10 protein-coding genes are annotated in these 16,882 nt (G+C 69.6%); 4 read left to right on the top strand and 6 right to left on the bottom strand.

Annotated elements, in window-relative coordinates; genetic code table 11:
• Window positions 1-8: 8 nt before the first annotated feature.
• Entirely contained in the window at window positions 9-5,303 is a 5,295-nt protein-coding gene (locus VZL07_RS35950; RefSeq protein ID WP_426752461.1) for a trifunctional serine/threonine-protein kinase/ATP-binding protein/sensor histidine kinase, read from the bottom strand.
• 185 nt (window positions 5,304-5,488) lie between these two features.
• On the opposite strand from VZL07_RS35950, the gene crtI reads away from it, so the two are divergent.
• The 4 genes from crtI to VZL07_RS35930 all read left to right on the top strand — a co-directional run bounded on the left by crtI (window position 5,489) and on the right by VZL07_RS35930 (window position 9,383).
• Window positions 5,489-6,979, top strand: a complete 1,491-nt coding sequence (crtI, locus tag VZL07_RS35945) for a phytoene desaturase family protein (protein WP_426752460.1) — start codon at window positions 5,489-5,491, stop codon at window positions 6,977-6,979.
• Window positions 6,980-7,585: 606 nt separating this feature from the next.
• Window positions 7,586-7,939: a hypothetical protein gene (locus VZL07_RS35940; protein WP_426752459.1), complete on the top strand. Its 354-nt coding sequence runs from the start codon at window positions 7,586-7,588 to the stop codon at window positions 7,937-7,939.
• Between the two features lie 59 nt (window positions 7,940-7,998).
• Window positions 7,999-8,991, top strand: coding sequence for a hypothetical protein (locus VZL07_RS35935; RefSeq protein WP_426752458.1), 993 nt, complete (start codon window positions 7,999-8,001; stop codon window positions 8,989-8,991).
• Complete coding sequence (locus VZL07_RS35930) at window positions 8,988-9,383, top strand: hypothetical protein (RefSeq protein WP_426752457.1); 396 nt, start codon at window positions 8,988-8,990, stop codon at window positions 9,381-9,383. Before VZL07_RS35935 ends, VZL07_RS35930 begins: the two co-directional genes overlap by 4 nt.
• 9 nt (window positions 9,384-9,392) lie before the next feature.
• Here the strand turns inward: VZL07_RS35930 and VZL07_RS35925 are convergent, their stop codons facing one another.
• From VZL07_RS35925 to VZL07_RS35905, 5 genes are all read right to left on the bottom strand, one after another.
• Window positions 9,393-10,271: a CheR family methyltransferase gene (locus VZL07_RS35925; protein WP_426752456.1), complete on the bottom strand. Its 879-nt coding sequence runs from the start codon at window positions 10,269-10,271 to the stop codon at window positions 9,393-9,395.
• A gap of 15 nt (window positions 10,272-10,286) precedes the next feature.
• The gene (locus VZL07_RS35920; protein ID WP_426752455.1) at window positions 10,287-10,865 is read right to left on the bottom strand and encodes a chemotaxis protein CheW; all 579 of its coding nucleotides are present in this window, start codon (window positions 10,863-10,865) and stop codon (window positions 10,287-10,289) included.
• Window positions 10,866-10,883: 18 nt separating this feature from the next.
• Window positions 10,884-12,545 carry a methyl-accepting chemotaxis protein gene (locus VZL07_RS35915; RefSeq protein ID WP_426752454.1) on the bottom strand — a complete coding sequence of 554 codons (1,662 nt, stop codon included), beginning with the start codon at window positions 12,543-12,545 and terminating at the stop codon, window positions 10,884-10,886.
• Between the two features lie 18 nt (window positions 12,546-12,563).
• The gene (locus VZL07_RS35910) at window positions 12,564-14,306 is read right to left on the bottom strand and encodes a chemotaxis protein CheA (RefSeq protein ID WP_426752453.1); all 1,743 of its coding nucleotides are present in this window, start codon (window positions 14,304-14,306) and stop codon (window positions 12,564-12,566) included.
• Window positions 14,307-14,648: 342 nt separating this feature from the next.
• A complete protein-coding gene (locus VZL07_RS35905; protein ID WP_426752452.1) occupies window positions 14,649-16,790 on the bottom strand; it encodes a carotenoid oxygenase family protein in 2,142 nt (713 codons plus the stop codon).
• Window positions 16,791-16,882 lie beyond the last annotated feature (92 nt).

Here is a 16,882-nt window from a genome sequence, read left to right as displayed (position 1 = left end):
TTCGCTTTTCAGGGCGCGGGCAGGGTGACGATGAACTCGGCCCCGGCGCCGGGCGTGCTCTCCACGCGGATGTCGCCCTGGTGCTCCTGGACGATGTCGTGGCACAGCGACAGCCCCAGGCCCGTGCCCACGCCCGCGGGCTTGGTGGTGAAGAAGGGGTGGAAGAGCTTCTCGCGGATGGCCTCGGAGATGCCCGGCCCGTTGTCGCGAATCCGCAGCTCCACCTTGTTCCCCAGGCGGCGGGTGCTCAGGTGGACCTGGGGCGTGAAGTCCACGTCGACCTCCTGCTGCCGCTGCATCGCGGCGTAGAAGGCGTTGTCCAGGATGTTGGTGACCATGCGGCTGATGTCGCTGGCCACCAGCTCCACGACGCCCACGGCCGGGTCCAGCGAGGTCTCCATCTGCACGCTGGCGCCCCCGGAACGGCTGCGCAGGCCCTGGACCGCCAGATTCGTGCTGTCGCGCACCAGCACGTTGAGGTCTGCCTTGGAGCGCGTGCCCTCGGACTTGCGCGAGTGGCGGAGCATCGTCTTGATGATGTCCGACGCCCGCTTGCCGTGGGTGTGGATGCGCTGGGCGTTCTGCTTCAGGTCCTGCAGCGTCTCCAGCACGTCCTCGCGCGCCTCGCTGTCGAGCCGGTCCGCCATGCTCCGAAGCGTCTCTTCCAGCTCGCCGGCCAGCCGCGAGGACAGGTTCGAGAAGTTGTTCACGAAGTTGAGCGGGTTCTGCAGCTCGTGTGCGATGCCGGCGGTGAGCGCGCCCAGCGAGGCGAGCTTCTCCTGGGCGACGAGCTGGCGCTGCATCTCCTGGAGCCGGGTGAGCGTCTCCGCCAGCTCCGCGTTCTTGTGCTGAATCTCCGCCGTGCGCTCCTCCACGCGGCGCTCCAGCGTCCGGCTGTACTCCTCCAGGCTGGCGTAGAGGCCGGCGTTCTCCAGGGAGATGGCCGCCTGGAACGAGAGCAGCCGCAGCACCTCCAGCCGCTCGCGGGTGAAGGCGCCGCGCGTGGCGTCGTTCTCCAGGTAGAGCACGCCGGTGAGCGCGCCCTGCTTCAGCAGCGGGCTGCACAAGAGCGACTTGGGCTGCGCGCTGCGGACGTAGGGGTCCTCGGAGAAGGGCTCCTCCGCCGCCGCGTCGTGGAGGAGCACCGTCTCTCCGGTGCGCACCACGTAGTGGATGATGGAGGCGGGCAGCGCCGTGGAGGACTCCAGCGGGACGGGCGCCTCCAGCACCACGCCATCGCTGTCCACCGAGCCTTCCGCCGCGATGACCAGGCCTTCGGGCCGCTTCAGCAGGAGCACGCCGCGCCGCGCGCCCGCGTTCTCGATGACCAGGGTCATCAGCTTGCGCAGCAGCTTGCCCAGCACGATTTCGCCCGACAGCGCGCGCGCCGTCTTGATGACGGACTCGAGATCCAGCGCGGCCAGCGAGGTGCCAGCGGGTTCATCCGTGCGCGCGGGCTCGGGCGTGGAGGGGAGCAGGCGGGGGTGGTCCCGCTCCAGCCGGGCGGCGACGGCCCGCGCGCCCCAGCGCAGATACGCGGCGCGGGCTTCCTCCAGGTAGGTCCGGGCCACGCGCTCGCGGGCCTGAGCCAGGTGGAAGCGCGCCGCGGCCTCGCACGCCACGCCTTCGTCCAGCGAGAGGCTGAACTGGCGCGCCAGCCGGATGGCCCGGTCATACGCGTCCGCGGCCGTGTCCTCGTCTCCGTCCAGGCGGGCCCGCTCGGCGTCCAGCAGCTCGGCCCGGGCGCCGTAGTTCATGGGCGCGATGCGAGCCCAGCCGCGCATCGACTTGCGGATGGCGTCGATGGCACGAGACGAGCGCAGGCGGTCCAGCGGCCCCAGCGTGGGGTGGATGGCGATGAGCGCCAGGCCCTGGAAGAACTTGTACCAGGGCAGGTAGATCTGCCCCTCGATGAGGGCCACCTGGGCGTCCACGGCCTCGGCGCTCCTGAGGGCGCCGCGTGGGTCGCTCCACAGCCAGCGCCGCAGGGTGCGAATCACCTCGCAGGTGGCGATGCCATTGCGGTAGTCGAGCTGGCGGTAGGGCGCGATCAGCTCCTCCTCACTCGCCTCCACGTCTCCCGTGAAGTCGCCCGTGAGCGCGTCGAGCGTGTGGCGCATGTACTCGACGAAGCGCACGTTCTTGTGACGGTGGCTGACCAGCGTGTCCCGGAAACGGTCCATGCGCGGGCCGACCTCGGCCAATCCGTCCCGGGTGATGAGCGTGGTGGCGCAGCCGGCGCTCGACGCGTAGCCGAGGTACTCGATGTCACCTGTCTCCTGGCCCTTCTTCGCGGCGGCGAAGAAGTCGTCGATGCAGGCGGACAGCGGCTCCTTCCAGTGACGGATGAAGAGGTTGAAGACGAAGGTCACCATCGCCCGCAGGCTCTCCGCCTGGAAGCGGTCCAGCGTCTTCAGCGCCAGCCGGCCGTAGCGGAAGCCTTCCTCGGGGTTGCCCAGGTGGACGCTGAGCATCAGCCCGTAGCCCACGTAGCCGAACGCGGCCACGCCCGTGGCGCCGTGGCGGATGGTGAGCTGGAGGACGCGGAGCACCACCAGCGGGAAGAGCAGCGGGCGGGCCATGAAGGCCAGCGAGGACAGCTTCACCATCAGCCGCAGCGTGGCGAGCAGCAGCGGGTCGGTGCACTCGGGCAGGGCCGCGAGGTCCTCGGGCTTGCGCAGGCCCAGGCGCACCTTCGTCTTCGCCACCGCGGCCAGCACGTGCGCCTGCTTCGGGTTGGAGGGCAGGGGCTGGCCCAGCTTGCGGAGGACCTCCAGGCCCAGGTCGACGCCGCGCGAGTGCTCACCCCGGTGCGCGAAGCACTGCAGGCGGACCTCCTGGACGCGCAGCTCCTCCGCGCCATTGACCGCCTGGGCCAGGGCCGCCGCCGCGAGCCGCTCCATCAGGTCGAAGTCCGCCGCGAGGTAGGCCGCCTCCGCCGCCTCGACGTGGAGGTCGAAGCTGAGGCGGCGGTCCTTTCGCCAGCCGTCGTCGCCGAGCAGTGAGAGGCCCGTGCTCAGCAGCCGCAGGGCGCCGGACCAGGCGCCGCGGGACTTGGCGCTGCGACCCGCGCGGAGGTCCAGCTCCGCCACGCGGTGCCGCTCCTCCGCGTCGCGGAGCACCGGGAGCGCGAGGTGGAAGTGGCTGACGAGCTCGGCCAGGCCTTCGTCGAGGCGCTCGGGGGGCGTGTGCCGCAGGAGCAGCCTGCCGATGCGCGCGTGGATCTCCGGGTGGACGTCCGCGGGCGTCAGCTCCATGGCGGCCTGCTGCACGCGGTCATGGCTGAACTGGTACGCGCCGCCGGCCTCGGGGTCGGAGTCGTCGATGGGCGCCACGAGGCCGGCCTCGAGCACCTCGCTGAGCCCCTGCGCTGCTTCCTCTCGCGTCTGCTCCAGGACGATGGCGAGGCTGCGCAGGTCGAAGGTGTGGCCCAGCGCAGCGGCCATCGGGAGCAGGGTCTGCGCGGACGAGCTCAGCTCGCGGATGCGCGAGGTGAGCAGCGCCACCACGCCGTCGCTGAAGTCCTGGCCGCGCAGCGCGGTGGCGTCCCACCGGAAGCCACCTCCGTCCGCGTCGAAGCGCACCAGCCCACGCTCGTAGAACGTGCGCAGCAGCTGCACGGCGTGGAAGGGATTGCCCTCGGTGAGCGAGAGCACCAGCGTGTCGAGCTGCGCGTCGTGCTGGCCCTCGGCGGGTGGGAACACGTCCGCCACCAGCTTCGTCATGTGCTCCGGAGACAGCGGCTCCAGGTCGATGCGGTGGACGGGCGTGCCGTGCTCCTGCAGCGCGTGCGCGAGGCGCTCCACCGGGTGCTCCGGGCCTAGCTCCTCGGTGCGGCAGCCCGCCACCACCAGCAGGTGTTCGATGTCGCGGTCGGTCAGCAGCAACCGCAGGAGCTGGAGGCTGGCGGCGTCCGCCCACTGGAGGTCGTCCAGCACCACCACGAGCGGCTCCTCCCGCGTGGCGAGCGCGGCCACCAGCTTGCGCAGCACGAGCTGGAAGCGAAGCTCCGACTCGGCGGGGCCCAGCTCGGGCACGGGCGGTTGATCGCCGAGCACCAGGGCCATGCGCGGCACCGCGTCCACCACCAGCCGGCCCATGCCGTCCACGGCTTCGACGAGGCGCTGGCGCCAGGACGCCAGGTCCTGCTCCTGCTCGCCCAGGAGGGCTCGGGCCACCTCGCGGAAGGCCTCGAAGATGCCGCTGTAGGGGGTGTCTCGCAGGAGCTGGTCGTACTTGCCCCGCGCGAAGTGACCGTGCCGTTCGGCCACGGGGCGCTTGAGCGTCCCGGTGAGCGCGGACTTGCCCATGCCCGCGGCGCCCGAGACGAGGACGAAGCCGGAGCGGCCGGACGCGGCGCGCTCGAAGGCGTCGCGCAGCGCGGCCTGCTGGGATTCACGGCCGTAGAGCTTCTCGGGGACGGCGAAGCGCTCGGGGACGTCCTTGGTGCCCAGCTGGAATGGCGAAACGGGGTCGGGAGCGTCCAGGGCGCTCAGGCAGCGCTGGAGGTCCGCCACGAGGCCGTAGGCGCTCTGGTAGCGGTCCTCGGGGGACTTGGCCAGCAGCTTGAGCGCGATGTCCGAGAGCGGCTGGGGGAGCCCGGGCTCGATGGCGATGGGCGGCGGCGGGGTCGAGGCGACGTGCGCATGGATGAGGCCCAGCGCATCCGTGTCCGCGAAGGGGCGGCGTCCGGTGAGCAGCTCGTAGAGCACCACGCCCATGGAGTAGAAGTCACCGCGCGAGTCCACGCTGCGGTGGGTACGGCCCGTGCCCTCGGGGGAGAGGTATTCGAGGGTGCCCTCCAGGCGCTCGGGCGCGAGCGGTGCCACCTCCGCCCGGGCCCGCCGCGTGGCGAGGGTGAAGCTGGTGAGCTTCACGGACTCGCCATCCGGGCCGATGAGGATGCTGGCCGGGGTCAGGTCCCGGTGGAGGATGCCCTGCTCGTGGATGGCGCCCAGGGCGCGTGCCAGGGACAGCGCGATGCGGCACGCGGCGCGTGGCGTCATCCGGCCCTGGGCCAGGCGCTGGGCCAGCGTCGTATCGCCGAAGCTCTCGAGGACGAGGACGGGGGCGCCGTCGGCGGCCTCGGCCAAGGCGAGCGGTTGCAGGACGCCGTCGAGGCGCAGCGTATTCGTGAGCTCCCATTCGTGGCGGAGCCGGGACGAGACGGACTGCGGGCGGGAGGCGTCGGGGACCTTGAGGATGACCGGGGTGCCGTCGTCCTCGCGGGTGGCGCGAAGCAGCTGGAAGGCGCCAGCGTGGGTGAGCTCTCTGCCGATACGGTAGCCGGGTACTTCCATCATGTGTTTCACCCGTGCGCGCAGGAGCGCACTCCCCGTTGAGGCGGGCGAGGGTAGTCGTGGCTTCCAGGGCTCGCAACCGAGCCTCGACGCAGCATGGCCGGATGCCTGGCCGGTGGGAGTGGAGCGCGTCTCGCGGGTGTGCGATGGATCAATGCACCGTGCTGAGACCTCCTGGGACGACTGGCTTGGATGCACGAATCAGCGGCAGGCGCGCGCTCGTCATTGGCAGTGGTTTCGGCGGGCTGGCGGCGGCCATCCGGCTGGCGGCCCGTGGATGGCGCGTCACGGTGCTGGAGCGGAGGGATGGACCGGGCGGGCGGGCGAACGCCTTCCAGCAGGACGGCTTCACGTTCGATGCGGGCCCCACGGTGATTACGTGTCCGCATCTGCTGGAGGAGCTTTGGGCCCTGGCGGGGCAACGCATGGCGGACCACGTGGAGCTGCGCCCCGTGGTGCCGCTGTACCGGATGCGGTTCCCGGATGGCTCCACGTTCGACTACCACACCGACCGCGAGGCGATGCGCGAGTCCGTGCGACGCTTCTCCCCCAGGGATGAAGCGGGCTTCCTGGCCCTGTGCGAGCGCGTGGAGCGGATGTACGAGAGCGGCCTCGGGCCACTGATGAGCACGCCGGTGCCGGATGTGCTGAGCCTGGCGCCCTTCACGCCGGCCCTGCTGCGGGACGAGGCCTTCCGGACCATGTTCGGCTGGGTGTCCCGGTACATCCGCGACGAGCGGCTCCAGCAGGCGCTGAGCTTCCATCCGCTGCTGATTGGGGGCAGCCCTTTCGCGACCGCAAGCGCCGTGTACACGTCCATCCAGTTCGTGGAGCGACGCTGGGGCGCGTTCTTCCCGGTGGGCGGCACGGGGGCGCTGGTGCGGGGCCTGGTGGCGCTGCTGGAGGACCTGGGCGGAGAGGTCCGCTACGGCAGCGAGGTGACGGAGATCACGCTGGATGGGCGGAAGGCGACGGGCGTCCGGCTCGGCGATGGCTCTGTGCTGTCCGCGGACGTGGTGGTGTCGAACGCGGACGCGGCGTGGACGTACCGATACCTGCTGCCGGGGCATGTCCGGAAGCACTGGACGGACGAGCGCATCAACCGGGCGCGGTACTCGATGAGCGCGTTCCTCTGGTACTTCGGGACGCGGCGTCGGTACCCGGAGGTGGCGCACCACACGCTGCTGTTCGGCAAGGACTTCCGGGGCATGTTCTCGGGCCTGGAAGGGGCAGGGCAGCCGTCTGCGGACCCGCTGCTGTACCTGCACAGGCCCACGGCCACGGATGGGGCCCTGGCCCCGCCTGGGCACGACGGCTTCTACGTGCTGGCGCCGGTTCCGCACCTGGGGTCAGGCTCGGAATGGACGCTCCGGGCGGAGTCATTCCGGAGTGCCCTCGAGGAGCGGCTGTCGCGGACCGTGCTGCCGAGGCTTGGCTCGGAAGTGGTGACGTCCCGGATGGTGACACCGGAGTACTTCCGGGACGAGCTGCGCTCCTTCCGAGGCGCGGCGTTCAGCTTCGCGCCCACGTTGATGCAGACCACGTTCCTTCGGGCGCAGGCTCGGAGTGAGGATGTGGACCGCCTCTACATGGTCGGAGCGGGCACGCATCCCGGAGCCGGGCTGCCTGCGGTGCTGTGCTCCGCCAAGATCGTGGACACAGTCATTCCGCGCGTGTAGCGAAGGTTCAAAAATATACATGTCTGGCAGTGGGCTTTCTGGCCTGTGCTAACGTCTGCTTCGCAGTTCCCAACGAAAGGATTGTCATGCGCAAGGGAATCCAGAAGTGGGTATTCGTTGTGGGAGTTGTGTTCGGAGGCGTGCTGGGGACGGTTCATCCGGTCGAGGCCCAGGCCAGCGTGGACTCGTGTCAAAACCAGTGTACCGATGAGAGCTGCACCTGCTTCTATCAGTGTTTCCAGTTGGGGCCTCACTGCATCTGCGAGCAGTTCCCCGTGTGCATGTGAGCTGACGGGACTGCTGCTCCGAGCCATTTGCCGCTCAGTCCCTTTGTGAATCGAGTGTATTGAATCTGGGAAGTCGGGCTGCAGGCAGGGTACGCCTGCGCCCGCAGCTCGGGGGGCTCCAGAAGCTCTGCCAACACCAGTTCCCGTGTGGCGTAGCAGCCTCGGGGCGGTTCAGGTGGCCTGCAAGGTGGTTTCGCAGGCCTGCCCCAAGCAGGCACGCGCTGACATACCACTCCAGGATGATGTTCAACCGACGGGGACTCGCGAGAACCTCCGCGCCGCCCTGCCAAGGTAAGGGCCCTTTCCTGGGGAACTCGACATGCATGTGCAGTACGACCCGCAGATCATCCACGCTCACGCCGCCGCGCTTTACAGCCGAGCCGCTCGCATCGTCTTCACGACGGGGGTTCTCGGATTCATCGTCGGAGCCATCGCCGGATCGCTCCTGGGCGCGACCACGGAGGGAAGGTCGGGGGTCTTCACGTTGGTGGGTGGGCTCGTCGGCGCACTGATTGGCGTGAGCATCGGTCGTGGCCGCGCGTTCGTGCTTCAGCTCCAGGCGCAGTCCGCCTTGTGCCAGGTCGCCATCGAGGCCAACACCCGTCGGGCCGCGGATGCAGCAGACGCCGCGGGGATACCTTCATCAGCGAACCGGATGTCATCGATTGGCTGACAGTCATTCACCTGAATCGGGCACTTGAATTTCATAGAGTCCGGATGTGAGGAAGCTCGATGCCATTGCCACTGATTCCTGTCGCGCTCGGTGTCGCCGCCCTGCTCGGGTATGGCGGAAAGAAAGGTTATGACGGCGTCCAGGCCATGAAGGAGGCCAAGGACATTGGGGAAGCAGCGGAGGCCCGCCATCAGGAGTGGGTGGGGCGGCTCGATGCATCGCGCGCTGCGCTTCAGGCGCGCTTGGATGCGCTGGAGTCACTACGGCAGGCCGTCACGACGACGACCTTCCGAAGGCTCTTCGACTTCCTGGAGCGGCTCGACCAGAAGGCACGGCTGTCCGCGCTGGAAAGCCTGGGGGAGCTGGGGGTAACGCGTGAGGAGGTCAGCCGGTTCGCCGCACAGTACGTGGAAGCAGGTGGCGCCCTCTCGGGAGCCGTTGCCGCGACGCTCACCGGCGCGGGGGCGAGTGCGGTGACGACCAGCCTGGTCACGACCTTCGCCACTGCGGGGACGGGAACCGCGATGACCGGTTTGACAGGAGCCGCGGCGAAGAGCGCGTTGCTCGCGTGGTTGGGCGGTGGCTCGCTCGCGGGTGGAGGCCTTGGTGTCGCGGGCGGTACGGTCGTCCTGGGGGGAATTGCCATTGCCCCAGCGGCCGCGGTCGCTGGCTTCGTCATCGCCAGGGAAGGCGAGAAGGCGAGGACGAAGGCACTGGAGTTCGAGGCGGAGGTGGACAAGCAGGTGGCGCAGTTGGAAGCGGCCATCGCGCTCCTCTGCCGAGCCGAAGCCCGCGTGGATGAACTGCAGCACGCCACGTCGGAGCTCGACGCACGTGCCAACCGAGCCATCGACGCCCTCTGGGCGCTCGAGGGAATGTTCGACGCGGAGGATGATGTGCACCTCCGTCGTTTCGCCGTGGCGATGCAGCTGGCGAAGGCAGAGAGCGAGCTCCTCCGCGTCGCCATCTTCACCCCCGAAGGCAACATCAACGCGCAAACCGAGTCGCTGCTGGCCCAGCAACGACAGTTGCTTCAGGAGGTCATGACATGAGCGGGAAACCACTGTCCAAGGTGGTCAATCCGGGCCTGTCCGAGGTGCTCGATGGTCTAAAGTTCGTAGCGGAATGCGTTCGTGACATCGAGAAGGAGAAGACAGCGCAGGCCCGGGTGCAGGAGTTCGCGCGCGTCAACGTCGAGCAGATCCATGCCGTGCGGGACATGGTGATCAGCTACCTGGACCGCTCCTTCGACGAGCGAAAGGAGAACTTCCGTCAGCTCTTCGAGCGGCTCGACGCCGCCATGGCCGCGAACAATCCCGAGCTCACCGGCGCCGTCCTCGACTCGGTGTTGAAGCTCGCCGATTCCTCCCCGTTCAAGGCGCTCCGGGACGTGGCCGCGACCCGCGAGGCCCTGAGCGAGAAGGGCAAGGAGTGGCAGTTCTGAGTCGTGCCGTCAGTACCGAGGGTCCGCGGCCCCGGAGCGCGGCGTGTACACGTTCGCGCTCACGGTGCGGACATCCACGTCGATACCAATCAGGCTCTCCGCGTGGCCCAGGAAGAAGTACCCGGTGGGCGCGAGCCGCTGCAGCATCCCGCGAATCACGCGGTTCCGCGCCTCCGCGCCGAAGTAGATGAGGACGTTCCGGCAGAAGATGAGGTCGAAGGGTCCCGCGGGCCACTCGCCCGGCGCGTTCAGGTTGACGCGGCCGTAGCGCATGATGGCCCGCAGCTCCGGCCCGGCCTTCATCATCCCTTCCTGGCTCCGCACGCCCTTGAGCATGAAGGCCTTGAGCAGGTGCTGCGGAATCGTGTCCGCACGGTCCAGGCTCCACAAGCCCTCCTGCGTGCGCTCCAGCGCCCACGTGGACAGGTCCGTGGCCAGGACCTCCAGGTTCCACCCCGAGCCTCGTGGAAACGCCTCCAAGAGGCTCATGGCGAGGGAGTAGGGCTCCTCCCCCGTGGAGCACGCCGCGCTCCACACGCGGATGCTCCGGGCCCTCCGGCCCGCGTTGGCCTGAGCCATCCACTCGGGGAAGATCCGCTCGCGCAGCAGCGTGAAGTGCTGCGGCTCGCGGAAGAACGACGTCTCGTGCGTGCAGAGGCTGTCCAGCATCCGCACCTTCTCCGCCTCGTGCCCGCGCTCGGTGACGTAGGCGTAGTACGCCCCGTAGGACGTCAACCCCAGCTCGCGCAGCCGTCGCGCGAGCCGGTTGGCCACCAGGGCATCCTTCGCCTGCGACAGGTGGATTCCCGCCTCGCGCTCCACCAGGGCCTGGAACAGGGCGAGCTCCCGGGCCGTGAGGACCGGGGGCGCGGTGGGAAGGTGCGGCATGGACGTCATCCCGCGTCAGCCGTTTCCGGGCGGCGCTTCATCCGGGGCGCTGTCGGGCTCCGGGGGCGGCGCCGCGGGGACCGCGGGCTCGGAGGCCTGCGCCTCTTCGGACGTCGCGGACATCAAGCTGAGCAGCTCCGACACGGACAGCAGCCGGTCCAGGTCGAGCAACATGATGAACTTGTCATCGTGCCGCCCCATGCCGAGCAGGAAGTCCAGCCGCACGCGCGTGCCGAAGGCGGGCGGCACCTCGATGTCCTCAGGACCCAGCTCCAGCACCTCGCTCACGGAGTCCGTCAGCAGGCCAATGGCGGTCTGCTGCCCGTCGAGCGCGACCTCGACGATGACGAAGCAGGTCCACCGGGTGATGGGGCGCGGCGGCAGCCCGAACTTCACCGCCAGGTCCACCACGGGCACCACGCTGCCTCGCAGGTTGATGACGCCCTGCACGGCGGCGGGCATGCCTGGGACCCGGGTGATGGGGCGGTGCTCGATGATCTCCCGCACCCGCAGGATGCCGACGCCGTACTCCTCACCCGCGAGCATGAAGCTCAGGTAGTTGGAGCGAGTGGCCTTGGCGTATGAGTCGCTCATGGACATGGGAGTCGCCGCCTAGAAGCGCTGGAAGTCCTGGTTCGACGAAGCCGGGGGCGCGGACGGGACGGGCCCCTGCGCCGCCGCGAACAGGCCCTTCGCTGGCGACGAAGGCAGCCGCGGGGCAGGGGACTTCGGCATCGGCGCGCCGCGGCCCGTGTACCCCGACCCATCCGCCAGGCGGAAGAAGGTCATCATCTGCAGGAGGGACTCGGCCTGCGTCGCCATCTCCTCGGCCGTGGAGGACAGCTCCTCGGCCGCGGACGCATTGCGCTGCGTGACCTGGTCCACCTGCACCATCGCGCGGCTCATCTGCGACACGCCGATGGCCTGCTCCTTCGACACCGACGTCACCTGCTGCACCAGCTCCGCCGTCCGGCGGATGGCGGGCACCAGCTCCGTCAAGAGCTGCCCGCTGCGCTCCGCGACCCGGACGCTCGTGGTGGCCATCGCGCCAATCTCCTTCGCGGACTTCTGGCTGCGCTCGGCCAGCTTGCGCACCTCGGTGGCCACCACCGAGAAGCCCCGGCCGTGCTCACCGGCGCGCGCGGCCTCCACCGCGGCGTTCAGCGCCAGCAGGTTCGTCTGGTAGGCAATCTCCTCGATGATGGAGATGCGCTCCGCGATGGCGTTCATCGCTTCCACCGTCTCCTTCACCGCACGGCCGCTCTCCTCGGCATCGCGGGCGCCCTTGAGCGCCATCTGCTCCATCTCGCGGCTGTTCTCCGCGTTCTGGCTGATGGTGACGTTGAGCTGCTCCAGGCTCGCGGTGGTCTCCTCCACCGAGGCCGCCTGCGTGCTGGTGCCCTGGGACAGCCCCTGCGAGGCGGCGGCCACCTGGGTGGAGGCGGAGGACAGCGCGCCCGCCGCGCCCCGGACCTCGCTGATGACGCCCGACAGGCGGTGGATCATCTCCCGCATGCCCGTCATCATCTGTCCCGTCTCGTCCTTGCCACGGATGGTGACGTTCGCGGTGAGGTCTCCGCTCGTCACCTGCTCCGTGACCTGCACGGCCTCGGTCAGCGGCCGGACGATGCTGCGCGTGAGGAAGAAGGACAGCAGGCCCGCCAGCGTCACGCCCAGGGCACCACCGAAGACGAGGGTGTCGTACAGCAGCGCGACCAGCTTGTTGACCTCCTCGGTGCGCTTCGCCTGGAGCGTGGTCTCCTCGTTCGCGACCTCGGAGAAGAGCGTGCGCAACCGGTCGGCGAATTCCTTGCCGCGCGCCCCTCTCTCCACGTCGAAGAGGGCGTTCAAGTCCGCCCGGCCGGCCTTGACTTCACGACGCTGGCTGATGGTGGCCTCGAGGTGCTGGCTCAGCCACTGCTGGAGCAGATCCCGGATTTCCTGAATCCGCTCCTGCTGCTGCGGGCTGTCCGTGGTCAGCTCGCGGATGCGGTTGAGGTTCTGCCCGAAGCTGACGCGCGCGGACGTGTAGGGCTCCAGGAAGCGCTCGTCACCGGTGATGAGGAAGCCGCGCTGGCCCGTCTCCAGGTCCGCGAGGTCGCCTTCCAGCGTGCGGACGGCCAGGAGCACCTCGGTGCTCTGCTTGTTCTCCAGGTCCGCCGCCGCGGTGCGGTCCAGCGTCGTGTACGTGGCCAGCACGATGGCGATGAGGATGGCCACCATGAAGGTGAACGCCAGCAGCAGCTTGCGGGTGATGCTCAGGTTTTCGAACATGAATGACGGCTCCGTGCTTCAGGATGGCTGCGGCCGGGCGACGGCCTCGTCCGTGAACGCTGATTCGGCGGGTGCGGAATGCGAGGTTTCGGCGGCCCGGCGAATGGCCCGGCGAACCAGCGCGGGGGTGTCGAGGATGAGGCCCACGCGGCCATCACCCAGGATCGTCGACCCGGAGATGCCCGGGGCGTCCTGGAACAGTCGGCCCAGGGGCCGGATGACGCGCTGGCCATCTCCAAGGAGTGCGTCCACCGCCAGCCCCACGACGCCGTCCGGGTGGCGGAGCACGACGACGTTCTCCCGCGCCGGCAGCGAGCCGCCCACGCCGAAGACGGTGCGAAGGCGCAAGTAGGGCAGGGGCTGTCCTCGCAGGGACAGCATGCCGGACTCGTCGCTCGTCCGTTGCGAGGCGGGCAGCTCCAGGCACTCCTGCACCATCTCGATGGGCGCCACGTACACCTGGTCCCCCACGCCCATGGCGAAGCCCTGGATGACGGCGAGCGTGAGCGGCAGGCGCAGCGTCATCGTGGTGCCCTCGCCCTCCTGGCTCCGCACGGCCACCGTGCCGCGCAGGGCCTCCACGTCACGCCGGACCACGTCCATGCCCACGCCGCGGCCGGACAGCTCCGTCACCGTCTTCGCGGTGGAGAAGCCGGGCTCGAAGATGAGCCGGTCCACCTCCTCGTCGCGCAGCCGCTCCGGCGCGGACACCAGCCCCCGCTCCCTGGCGCGGTCCTTCACCCGCTCGCGCTGGATGCCCCGGCCGTCGTCGGACAGCTCGACGACGACGCTGCCCGCGTCATGGAAGGCGCGCAGGCGGAGGCGTCCGCAGGCGTCCTTGCCCGCTGCCTGGCGTTCCGCCGGGGTCTCGATGCCGTGGTCCAGCGCGTTGCGCAGGAGGTGGAGCAGCGGGTCGCGCAGGGCTTCCAGCACGGCCGTGTCCATCGTCACGTCCTCGCCCTCCAGCTCCAGCAGCGCCAGCTTGTCCTGGGCCCTCGCGAGGTCACGCACCGTCCGCAGGTGCTGCCGGAACAGCGGGCCCACGGGCACCATGCGCACCCGCATCACCTCTTCCTGGAGCTCCTGGAAGAGTGGGTCCATCTCCCGTTGCTGGGTGAGCGCCTCGTCCCAGCTCGCGCCGGAGGCCTCCGCTTCCACGAGGAATTGCGTCATCCGGCCCCGCGCAATGGACAGCTCCGCGGTGAGGGTGACGATGCGATCCAGCCGTTCGACATCCATCCGCAGCGAGCGTCCTCGGGACGCCACACGCGTCTCCACCCGCAGGGACCCATCGTCCAACGGAACGGCCACGGGATTTGATGTCGCGCCACCCGCGGACTTGCCGGTGGCGCCGCCCTCGCGCAGCCGGTCGAGCTGCGCCTGGTGCGCGGGGCCCAGCTGGTCCACGCCCGCCAGCGCGGCGCGCGTCAGCTCGCGCAGGTGGTCCACCGCGCTCAACAGCAGGGAAATCCACGGCTCACCCACCGTGAGCCGCTGGTCGAGCAGCGCCTGGATGAGGTCCTCGACACCGTGGACGTAGTCCGTCAGCGCCTGGAAACCCAGCGAGCTCCCGCTGCCCTTGAGGTTGTGTGCGAGCCGGAAGAGCGCGCGAAGTCGCTCATCGTCGGGACGCGCCTCCAGGGCGATGAGCGTCTCCTCCATCGAGGAGAGCAGCTCCTCCGCCTCGTCCGCGAAGATGGCCAGGACTTGTTGCCACTCCGCGCTCAGCCCGGGCGGCGGCCCTCCCATGCCGGCGCTCATGGCACCTGCTCCCGCGGGCGGACACACGCCTGCCGGAGTCGGTGCCCCGGGCCGGGGGCATCCATGAAACAGCACATCATGTAGGAGGTCATGCGTATCCGCGTCGAACGGCGGGAGGACAGGCCTGCACCCACGCCGTTCTGGACGCGCGGGCATGTCTCCGCTCGGCCAGACCCGCCCACTCGTGGGAGTGTCAGCAACCGAACGCAGCCATAGCGCGGATAAAATAAAGTTTCAATATGTCAATTTAAATCCTGTCAAACCGGACGGGCCCGCAGGTGAGTTGGGATTGAGGGGTGTTTCAGACCTGGGGTGTCTCACACCCTGCAATCCCAAACACGGTCACCTGCGCGGGAAGTGTGGATACACGTCCTGGGTGAGGACCTGGCGCAGCTTGGGGAAGTTCAGCGCCCACTTCACTCCCAGTCGCCACGGCAGGAACAGCGCGCGTGGCACCCGGGGAAGCAGCGTCTCGGGCCACTCGAGGTAGGTCCGCTCGATGGCGTCCATGTCGAGGTCCTGCCGCACGTCCACGCAATAGGGGGTGCCAGGATCAGGAATCCGGCCGTCCAGGATGTCGGGGAGGCCCGCCGGCAGGAACGTGGTGTGCAGCGTCATGCCCACGTCGAAGTTGCGGCTGCCCAGCCGGCAGATGGGGCCCTTGGCCAGGTCCTCCGAGTCGAAGATCCACACCTCGTCCCCCGTGGAGCCAGGAGGGAGGTCCGGCGTCGGGTCGGAGACGACGAGCGCCACCACGTAGCCCTTCCACTGGGGCACGGCGGGGAACTTCGCGCTGGGCACGAACTGGGGCGCGAAGCCGAACCAGCCGGTGGGCAGCACGTAGCCCTCGAAGCGGCCCGAGTGGACGAAGAACTTGAAGAAGCTGGCCGCGCGCCCGTCGCGGATGGGCAGGGCGCTCTTGTCGCCGACGACGGGCTTGTAGAGCTGGTAGAGCCGCTCCGGAATCATGTCCGCGGTGAAGCCGTCCGAGTTGAAGTACAGCGCCAGCTCGCGCGGCGGCACGGCCGCGTTCACCACGTGACCGGCGAGTCGGAGGTGCGCCTCCAGCTCGCCGTTCACCAGGCCCGTGTTGGAGAAGACCGTCAGGCCCCAGGTGAAGTCGTCATGCGAGTACAGCCTGGACTCGATGCGCAGCCGCTTCATGTCGATGCGGTGCACGCCCAGCGAGCTGCGCGTGACGGGCACCGCGGTGGGCATGCCTACCTGCCAGTCCTGGACGCGGTTGCCGTTGATGAGCAGCTCGCCCGGCTCCAGCGTGTGGGACAGGTCCTCGGTGGGCGAATGGCCCGCGACGAGCGTGATGACGTCGTCCTCGTTCTCGTAGAGCGCGGCGAAGTGCAGGCCGCCGCCGCCGGACTGGAAGCGGTACGCGGGGACGAGGGGCGGGTTCTCCGGGTCCAGTGTGCCGGGCGAGGTCTGCAGGTCCGCGCGCCGCACCACCCAGAACACCGCCTGCGGCGCGGAGGGCTGCGCCGTCAGCCACTCCACCGCTCGCTGAACGCGAGGCATGAAGGGCACCGCCGCCTGAGCGGCGATCTGCCAGAAGTTGATGGGGAAGTTGGCGTCCAGCAGCACCACGTAGTCCCGCGTGGCCGCGATCTGGTGCAGCGAGGCCGCCACCACGGGCTCGCCCGTGGCCGCGTCCATCAGCGCCCAGTGATGCAGCCGGTTCTCCCGGGTGTCCCAGCTCACCAATTGCGTGTAGCCGGAGCCCAGCGGCCACTTCGGCGCGTGGTTGGTGAAGAAGAGCCGGGGCCGCTGGGGCTGCTCGGCGGCGCGCGCCGGGAGGACCTCGGGGTCGAAGGCCGGGTGCGCGGTGCTCTGCAGCAGGGGGAAGGCCCAGGGCACGGGGAGGGCGCGCTTCCACTCGCGCAGGTAGCCCAGGGGGGTGTACGCCTTCAGCGTCTTCGGGTGGATGGCCCAGGGGCGCCCCGCGTCCGTCGTCACCAGCAGCATCCGCTCGCCCTCCACGAGGAAGGGCGCCGTGTTGGGCGTCTCCTGCGGCCCCAGCGTGAGCGACACGTCCGCCAGCGTCGTCTCGCGGAAGCGGTTGAGCAGCCGCGTCACCGGGCCTCGCGCCGTCGCTCCCGCGTCGACCTGCTGCCGCGCGTAGTACGACGGCGTCCGCATGATGGCGGAGGTGAACTTCGCGCGCCCCACCTCGAAGTCCAGCCGCAGCACGAGGCCGTCCGACGCCAGGGCGGGCGCGCCCGCGTGCACGCTGGGCCCGGCGACGTAGACGTGGCCCTGCAAGTCTTCCGGCAGCGTCCCGGCGAGGACCTGCAGCGGCTCATCCACGTACTCGACGGCGCTGCTGGACATCGCGTTGCGAGGCATGCCTGGCCGGAGCCCTGGTGGGACCTCCAGCCCGGGCAGCGCCCGTCCCTCCGGCTCGGTGTTGGAGGAGGGGGGCAGGGGACGCGCGCGGTCTTGATGTATCGGAGCGGTATCAGTGTCAGGCATGACGCCTCCACGGGCTGGGCGAGTGCACACCGTGTCGAGGTTGAGGGCGCCGGACCGTACCATGCGTGCCGGTGCGTGCCGTGCCTGGCGCC

The sequence above is a fragment of the Pseudomyxococcus flavus genome, assembly GCF_050038885.1.
Classification (GTDB): Bacteria; Myxococcota; Myxococcia; order Myxococcales; family Myxococcaceae; genus Myxococcus; species Myxococcus flavus.
Note: the sequence above shows the minus strand (reverse complement) of the source record. Positions and strands in the feature narration are given on the sequence as shown.

What these genes read in the sequence shown, in the direction of transcription:
- VZL07_RS35950 (WP_426752461.1), bottom strand. Translation starts at nt 5,303, where the DNA reads ATGATGGAAGTACCCGGCTACCGTATCGGCAGAGAGCTCACCCACGCT.
- VZL07_RS35940 (WP_426752459.1), top strand. Translation starts at nt 7,586, where the DNA reads ATGCATGTGCAGTACGACCCGCAGATCATCCACGCTCACGCCGCCGCG.
- VZL07_RS35935 (WP_426752458.1), top strand. Translation starts at nt 7,999, where the DNA reads ATGCCATTGCCACTGATTCCTGTCGCGCTCGGTGTCGCCGCCCTGCTC.
- VZL07_RS35930 (WP_426752457.1), top strand. Translation starts at nt 8,988, where the DNA reads ATGAGCGGGAAACCACTGTCCAAGGTGGTCAATCCGGGCCTGTCCGAG.
- VZL07_RS35925 (WP_426752456.1), bottom strand. Translation starts at nt 10,271, where the DNA reads ATGCCGCACCTTCCCACCGCGCCCCCGGTCCTCACGGCCCGGGAGCTC.
- VZL07_RS35920 (WP_426752455.1), bottom strand. Translation starts at nt 10,865, where the DNA reads ATGAGCGACTCATACGCCAAGGCCACTCGCTCCAACTACCTGAGCTTC.
- VZL07_RS35915 (WP_426752454.1), bottom strand. Translation starts at nt 12,545, where the DNA reads ATGTTCGAAAACCTGAGCATCACCCGCAAGCTGCTGCTGGCGTTCACC.
- VZL07_RS35910 (WP_426752453.1), bottom strand. Translation starts at nt 14,306, where the DNA reads ATGAGCGCCGGCATGGGAGGGCCGCCGCCCGGGCTGAGCGCGGAGTGG.
- VZL07_RS35905 (WP_426752452.1), bottom strand. Translation starts at nt 16,790, where the DNA reads ATGCCTGACACTGATACCGCTCCGATACATCAAGACCGCGCGCGTCCC.